The organism is Leucobacter sp. OH1287 (genome assembly GCF_003859945.1).
Classification (GTDB): domain Bacteria; phylum Actinomycetota; class Actinomycetes; order Actinomycetales; family Microbacteriaceae; genus Canibacter.
Genome location: NZ_RQYM01000008.1, coordinates 92,789 through 99,661, shown reverse-complemented (window position 1 = coordinate 99,661; position 6,873 = coordinate 92,789). Strand labels below are relative to the sequence as shown.

6 protein-coding genes and 1 tRNA gene are annotated in these 6,873 nt (G+C 57.3%); 1 reads left to right on the top strand and 6 read right to left on the bottom strand.

All coding sequences use genetic code 11. The features are described from left to right. Positions 1-55 precede the first annotated feature (55 nt). The 5 genes from EII30_RS06085 to EII30_RS06065 form a co-directional block, all read right to left on the bottom strand. Positions 56-616 carry a hypothetical protein gene (locus tag EII30_RS06085; protein WP_124886435.1) on the bottom strand — a complete coding sequence of 187 codons (561 nt, stop codon included), beginning with the start codon at positions 614-616 and terminating at the stop codon, positions 56-58. A 14-nt stretch (positions 617-630) separates the two neighbouring features. Then, positions 631-1,200, bottom strand: coding sequence for an ATP-binding cassette domain-containing protein (locus EII30_RS06080; protein ID WP_124886434.1), 570 nt, complete (start codon positions 1,198-1,200; stop codon positions 631-633). A 1-nt stretch (position 1,201) separates the two neighbouring features. Further along, positions 1,202-1,375, bottom strand: coding sequence for an AAA family ATPase (locus EII30_RS09100; protein ID WP_199731587.1), 174 nt, complete (start codon positions 1,373-1,375; stop codon positions 1,202-1,204). Positions 1,376-1,655: 280 nt separating this feature from the next. Next, positions 1,656-1,729 (bottom strand) — tRNA-Leu (locus EII30_RS06070). A 121-nt stretch (positions 1,730-1,850) separates the two neighbouring features. Further along, the gene (locus tag EII30_RS06065) at positions 1,851-3,701 is read right to left on the bottom strand and encodes a phosphoenolpyruvate carboxykinase (GTP) (protein WP_124886432.1); all 1,851 of its coding nucleotides are present in this window, start codon (positions 3,699-3,701) and stop codon (positions 1,851-1,853) included. Positions 3,702-3,839: 138 nt separating this feature from the next. On the opposite strand from EII30_RS06065, the gene EII30_RS06060 reads away from it, so the two are divergent. Continuing rightward, the gene (locus tag EII30_RS06060; RefSeq protein WP_124886431.1) at positions 3,840-5,351 is read left to right on the top strand and encodes an XRE family transcriptional regulator; all 1,512 of its coding nucleotides are present in this window, start codon (positions 3,840-3,842) and stop codon (positions 5,349-5,351) included. Between the two features lie 146 nt (positions 5,352-5,497). Here EII30_RS06060 and EII30_RS06055 read toward each other — a convergent pair whose 3' ends face one another. Then, positions 5,498-6,838, bottom strand: a complete 1,341-nt coding sequence (locus tag EII30_RS06055) for an NAD(P)/FAD-dependent oxidoreductase (protein WP_124886430.1) — start codon at positions 6,836-6,838, stop codon at positions 5,498-5,500. Positions 6,839-6,873 lie beyond the last annotated feature (35 nt).

The window sequence follows — 6,873 nt, the reverse complement described above, 5'->3', positions numbered from 1 at the left end:
GGGTTATCTCACTCCGAGAGAGTTTGCTCAACAGCAGGTGGCGGGTTGAAAAACTCTAATAACGCCTGGACCTAAAAACGGGCCCCCTCACGAGGAATAAAGCAATACCGTAGCAGGCAAGCGGCGGGATTGCCGCAATCAGACTCCCCAACCAACCACTGATTACAAACCCAATAACAACAGCGATCACGGTAAAGACCAGAAAGAGAACGAGAGAGGCGAGAAGCTGCGAGTAGAGCAGTGGCCCGTTTGGAAACGTGCCGAACACCACAAGCGGGCGCAGAAGCGTGAACAAGAGCATGATGCCCCAGAGCAGAACCGCAAAAGCACCTGACTTTACGAGGTGGAGCAGGAAAATCATTGTTCTGCTCCTGGCGCTGCTAGCGAGAATGTCCCGAGCTCCGCTAGCGTGGAAGGCTGACTTACTGTTCCAAGCTAGGAAACCTGCGAAAACTGGCATCACCATCGCGGTTGTATCATGCAGGATATCAACGTTGTCGCCGTGCGAGGGATAGACAGGATTCAACCCGCTCGCGATAATAAAGCATCCAAACACGGCAAGCGCCAATGTTACTGGAACCAGGCCACTGCGCCTGATCACAGTGAGGAATATCATGGAACTCCCCTATACTATTTTTGTAGCGCAAGATATGCTTGCTCAACACGTGAAAGCTGGTTATGCTCAGTAAATGATTGGGCAAGGTTTTGAAACTCCCTCGCAGAATCATGGAACTTAAGCTTCCCGTTTGCCAACAGGATGATGCGATCCGAGTAGTCTATTGCCTCATCAATCAGGTGTGTGCTTGTCAGCACTGTTTTCTCTCTGGCAAGCTCGGTAATCAACTCTCGCAGCACAATCCGCTGCTCTGGATCTAACCCGGCTGCTGGCTCGTCTAGAAGTAACAGCTCGGGTTTATGTACAATCGCCTGAGCCAATCCTGCCCGCCTGAGCATGCCCCCAGACAGGGCACCCATCTTACGATAAGCGAGTTCCAGCATTCGTACACGCTCCAGTGCATCATTGACAGCGTTTACCATCTGAGAGGACGGCACACACTTCAGCCAAGCACAGTAGCTAACGAACTCTTTTACCGTCCAGTTGTTTGCAAACTGGAAACCCTGCGGCAAATAGCCTATTTGCCGCTGTAGGGCTCTAACACCTGAACCCCGCTGTTTGACTGCCTCTCCGCCGAGCAGCATTTCACCGCGGTAGCGTCGGTGCAAGAGAGAGTATGCGCAGCAGAGTGGTTTTCCCGGAGCCGTTTGGCCCGACAAGGGATGTTAGTCCCCCGCCGAGCTCAAACGACACCTCGGATAGTGCAGACACGGATCCTCTTCTGTAAAACACAGAAACCGATCGAAGTTCAACACTCATCATGTCACCTCTATGACTTCAAGACCTTGCCTCAGATAACAAGAACGGTGTAGCTTTTGCTTCCATAATAAACTCCTGTGTTTTAATCCAAGAAAGCAGTCTGCCTCCTTGTGTTGAAAGTAGACCCGCAAGCTGTGAACTTACTGGGAATTATGATCCACCCGGAAAGGCTACAAGCACAGGAAAACCATTGAAATACCGGTCAACGAAAAGAAGTGTACATTGAAAACAGGCGCGATTTTCTTGCTGTTTGTGAACGATGTGTCAGAACATTACACGGTGCCCCCACTGGGATTCGAACCCAGACTTGATGGATTTTAAGTCCACTGCCTCTGCCAGTTGGGCTATAGGGGCGCGGTTTATAAGTTTAGCGTATATCCAGAAGGCTTCTGCGCCGTAAAAGTGGTGAGTCCCGAGCTGGGCAGCACTCGGGACTCACTGTGGTGTGTGTCGACTCAGTTGTGAGCGACACAGTCTATGCGGCGCGTAAACGCTCCCGCAAAGCCTCTAGTTCAGCTGAAAGCTGGGCTGGCAGCCGCTCGCCAAACTGTGCAAAGAACTGCTCGGTGAGGTCGCACTCGGCGAGCCATGATTCCGCGTCAACGTCGAACAGTGAGGCAAGATCCTCCGCTGGTACGTCGACGCCGTCGAGGTTGAGTTCACCGTCGGCTGGCAGCACACCGATTGGGCTAGGCTCGCCAAGCTTCTCAGAACCGTTGTTGTCGGCGTCCACCGCGCGCAGAATCCAGTCGATTACGCGAGAGTTCTCGCCGAATCCTGGCCACAGGAACCTGCCGTCCTGGTCTTTACGGAACCAGTTGACCTGGAACAGCTGCGGAGCTTTATCCCCGAGCTTCTCGCCCATGTTCAGCCAGTGACCCCAGTAGTCTGCCATGTTGTAGCCACAGAACGGCAGCATCGCGAAGGGATCGCGGCGCAGCTCGCCCACGGTTCCCTCCTGCGCAGCGGTTTTCTCGCTGGAGATGGTTGCACCGATGAACACACCGTGCTGCCAGTCGCGTGCCTTCGCTACGAGCGGCACGTTGGTTGCGCGGCGGCCACCGAACAGGATCGCGTCGATTGGCACACCGTCAGCGGCAAACCACTCCTCCGCGAGGGTTGGGGTCTGTGTGATTGGCACGGTAAAGCGTGAGTTCGGATGCGCAGCTGGCCTGTCGCTGTCCGGGGTCCAGTCGTTACCCTGCCAGTCGATCAGGTGATCTGGCACACTGTCGGTTTTACCCTCCCACCAGACATCACCCTCGTCTGTGAGCGCCACGTTGGTGTAGATTGTGTTGCCCCACAGGGTGCTCATCGCGGTCGGGTTGGTTGACTCACCGGTTCCCGGAGCAACGCCGAAGAAACCAGCCTCCGGGTTGATCGCGTAGAGCCTGCCGTCCTTGCCTGGGCGCAGCCAGGTGATGTCGTCACCGAGTGTTTCAACCTCCCAGCCCGGGATGGTTGGGCGGAGCATCGCCAGGTTTGTTTTACCGCAGGCTGACGGGAACGCCGCCGCCAGGTGGAAGACCCGGCCGGTGTCGGTGTTGGTCAGCTTGATCAGCAGCATGTGCTCCGCAAGCCAGTTGTCGCGGCGACCCATAACGCTCGCGAGACGCAGCGCGAAGCACTTCTTGGAGAGCAGCGCGTTGCCGCCGTAGCCGGATCCGTAAGACCAAACCTCGAGTGTCTCAGGGAAGTGCACAATGTACTTGTCTGGGTTGCACGGCCAGACAACATCCTCCTCACCCTCAGCGAGTGGCGCGCCAACCGAGTGCACGGTGCGGACCCAGTCAGCACCGTTTGAAATCTGGGTGTAAACCTCCGGGGTAACCCGCGCCATAATCCGCATGTTGAGCACCGCGTAAGGTGAGTCGGTGAGCTGCAAACCAACCTGGCTGATTGCGCCGCCAACCGGCCCCATCGAGAACGGGATCACGTAGAGGGTGCGGCCGCGCATTGCGCCTGCGAACTTCTCGCGCAGGGTTGCTTTCATCTCTTGTGGATCGCGCCAGTTGTTCGTTGGACCGGCGTCAATCGCCTCGTTAGAGCAGATGAAGGTGCGGTCCTCAACGCGTGCAACATCATCAGGGGTTGAGCGCGCCAGGAAGCTGTTTGGGCGAATATCTTTGTTGAGTGGGATGAGGGATCCAGCAGCAACCATTTCAGCGGTTAGCTCCTGCCACTCCTCCTCGCTGCCGTCGCACCAGCGCACAGCGTCTGGCTGCAGTAGTTCAGCGAATTCTGTAACCCAGCTGAGCACGTCTTCACGCACCGCCGGAGCTTCAGCAGCCACCAGGGTGGCAATGTTTTCAATTGTGTTGCCCATTTATGCTTCCTCTAAATACTTTGGGCGAGCAGTGGTTGCTCGCTTTTTAAGGGAATACTTCCATTGTTTTACAGTTTTGCGGGGTTACTTAACCAAATCGCCTGCAAAGTTTTCAGGAATTTTAGCTATTATAAAAACATGAGCTTTTCTACAGCAGATAGCGCGGTTGGCGACGGATCCACCCGAAACACACCCGTTAAAAAATCAAAAAAGCCGAAACTTGACGCTTTGATTCTTGGACAGCGGCTGCGATACTTCAGGAAACAGGCTGGTTTAACCCTGACACAGCTTGGTCAGCAGGTGGGGTTGAGCACAAGCCAGCTCTCGCTGTTTGAAACCGGGAAACGTGAGCCGCGAGTTGCCACGCTGCAGGCGATCGCCCGCGCAACGGGTGTGGAACTTAACGATTTTTTTCAGACATCCGCTCCGACGAAGCGCAGCTCCCTGGAGATCCAGCTCGCGCAGGTGCAAAACAGCAGCGGCTATCGGCAGCTTAACCTGCCGCACCTGAAGTCGCTGCAGACCCTCAGCGATGAAGCTCTGGAGGTGATTATTGGGCTCAGCCGGGAGCTGCAGCGGCAGCAGAATCACCAGGCGGTAACACAGGAGGGTGCGAGACTCGCAAACACCGAGATCCGCCTGAAGATGCGGGAAAAAAACAACTATCTGCCGGAGATTGAGGCGGTTGCCGAGGACCTGATGTCGCAGGTTGGTCACCGCCAGGGCGCGCTCACTCACCGGGCGGTTGCGGTGCTCGCCGAGAAGCTCGGGTTCACACTCGTGTTCGCAAACGATCTGCCGTCAAACACCCGCAGCATAACCGATTTTGAAAACGGCAGGATCTATCTGCCGCCCGCCTCAATCCCCGGCGGCCACGGTCTGCGCTCAATCGCGCTGCAGGCGATGGCGCACCGCGTGCTCGAACACAGCAGACCGCTAGACTACGCGGAGTTCTTGCAGCAGCGACTGGAGATCAACTATTTCGCCTCCGCCTGTCTAATGCCGGAAAAACGCACCGCCGAGTTCTTGCAGGCCGCAAAAAAGGAACGCAACCTCGCGATTGAGGACCTCCGTGACGCCTTCGGTGTGACACACGAAACCGCCGCACACCGCTTCACGAACCTCGCAACCGAGCATCTGGATCTCGCTGTTCACTTCTACCGCACCGACACAGCCGGTGCGCTGTTGCGCGGCTACGAGAACGACAACCTGCCGTTCCCAACAGACGAGCACGACTCAATTGAGGGGCAGCTGCTGTGCAAGAAATGGCCGGGCAGGTCCGCGTTCCATCGTCGCAACCGCACAACCGAGTTCTACCAGTTCACCGACACCCCGAACGGCACCTACTGGTCAACCGTGCAAACCGGTGACACCGAAAAAGACGGCGCGTTCTCGATCAGCTGCGGTGTGCAGTTTGACGACGCTAAGTGGTTCCGCGGCAGGGACACAACCGTGCGCACCAAATCCACCTGCCCAGACCCGAACTGCTGCAAACTACCAAACAGCGAGCTCGCTTCACGCTGGGACGGCAAGTCGTGGGCGAGCGCCAGAATGCACAAGTATGTGCTCGCGCCGCTGCCAACCGGCACCTTCCCCGGTGTTGATGACGCCGAAATGTTCGAGTTTTTAAGCTCCCACGCGGACGGTTAACAAGCCTGAGCTCCCCTTGCTGGGCAGGGGCAGCGGATCCTGTGGGTTGCTGCCCCGGGTCAGCCTCGTGGCGAGCCCCGGGCTGCGGCGCTAAAGCAAGAGGGGCGGACGCTGACGCATCCACCCCTCGCTAAAGCAGCTTTAGACTACTCAGCCTTTGGCTTTGGCCGTGCAGCGTACTCCTCGAACACCGCGCGTGGCTCCTGGTTTGCCTCGATGCCGACAAAGTCGCGCTTCCAGAAGAAGTGGCTTACCCAGCCGCCGAAGACGCGAGACTTGCGCTCCCAGGTTGGGATTGCGAGGCCGTGATAGAAGCGGTGTGCGAGCCAGGCGATGTAACCGCGCAGCTGTACTTTGCCCGACTGGAAGACACCGTTGTTGATGCCAAGACCAGCGACGGCGCCAGCGTTCTTGTGGTTGTACTGCTGCAGACCCTCACCGCGGATTGAAGCAACAAGGTTCTTCGCGAGCAGCTTGCCCTGGCGAACCGCGTGCTGTGCGTTTGGTACGCAGAAGCCGCCCGGGCCAGGGGTTGCAGAGATGTCAGGGGTCTGTGAGGTGTCACCCGCGGTCCATGCGCCTGCAACAACCTCGCCGTCCTCGGTTGTTACCTGCAGGGTTGGGCTGCCGATAACGTGACCGCGTGGGCCGATTGGCAGGTCGGTGTCGCGCAGGAATGGACGCGGCATCACACCGGCTGTCCAGATAATCAGATCAGACTCGTAGGTCTCACCGGTTGACAGCTGAATCTTACCGTCGGTTGCGTCCTGCAGCTGGGTGTCGAGGTGAATGTTAACACCGCGGCGGGTCTGATCCTTCACAACCCACTCGGCGAGCTCCTGAGACACCTCCGGCATAATCCGCCCCATTGCCTCAACGAGGTGGAATTTGGTCTCTTCGAAGCTAAGCTCCGGGTAGTTGCGCAGGATTGAGGTCGCGAAGCTGCGCAGCTCAGAGATTGTCTCGATGCCCGCGAAACCGCCGCCAACAACGGTGACGGTGAGCAGTCTTGCGCGCTCCGGTGAGTCAACCGGCAGTGACGCGGCACGCTCAAAGTTACCGACCAGGCGGTCGCGCACAGCCGCTGCCTCCTCGATGGTCTTCATGCCGATTGCGTTGTCTGCAATACCCGGGATTGGGAAGGTGCGAGACACAGAACCGGTTGTGATGACGATTTCATCGTAAGCGAAGTCGCGCACGGATCCGTCAACCAGCTCGATCTGAGCGACACGGCTAGCGTGGTTAATGCCGGTCACCTTGCCGTGCAGTTCACGGGTGTGCTTGAGGTGACGACGGCGCTGCACAACAGCGTGACGCGGTTCAATGGATCCAGCGGCAACCTCTGGCAAGAACGGCAGGTACTGCATGTATGGCAGCGGATCCACAATGATCACCTCTGCCTCACCACGGCGCAGCTGCTTCTCAAGCTTCCAAGCGGTATAGAAGCCCGCGTAGCCACCACCAACGATCAGAATTTTCTTCGTCACGAAGCCATCTCCTTGAATAATTTGCTAAATCAGTG

What these genes read in the sequence shown, in the direction of transcription:
- EII30_RS06085 (WP_124886435.1), bottom strand. Translation starts at nt 616, where the DNA reads ATGATATTCCTCACTGTGATCAGGCGCAGTGGCCTGGTTCCAGTAACA.
- EII30_RS06080 (WP_124886434.1), bottom strand. Translation starts at nt 1,200, where the DNA reads ATGCTGCTCGGCGGAGAGGCAGTCAAACAGCGGGGTTCAGGTGTTAGA.
- EII30_RS09100 (WP_199731587.1), bottom strand. Translation starts at nt 1,375, where the DNA reads ATGAGTGTTGAACTTCGATCGGTTTCTGTGTTTTACAGAAGAGGATCC.
- EII30_RS06065 (WP_124886432.1), bottom strand. Translation starts at nt 3,701, where the DNA reads ATGGGCAACACAATTGAAAACATTGCCACCCTGGTGGCTGCTGAAGCT.
- EII30_RS06060 (WP_124886431.1), top strand. Translation starts at nt 3,840, where the DNA reads ATGAGCTTTTCTACAGCAGATAGCGCGGTTGGCGACGGATCCACCCGA.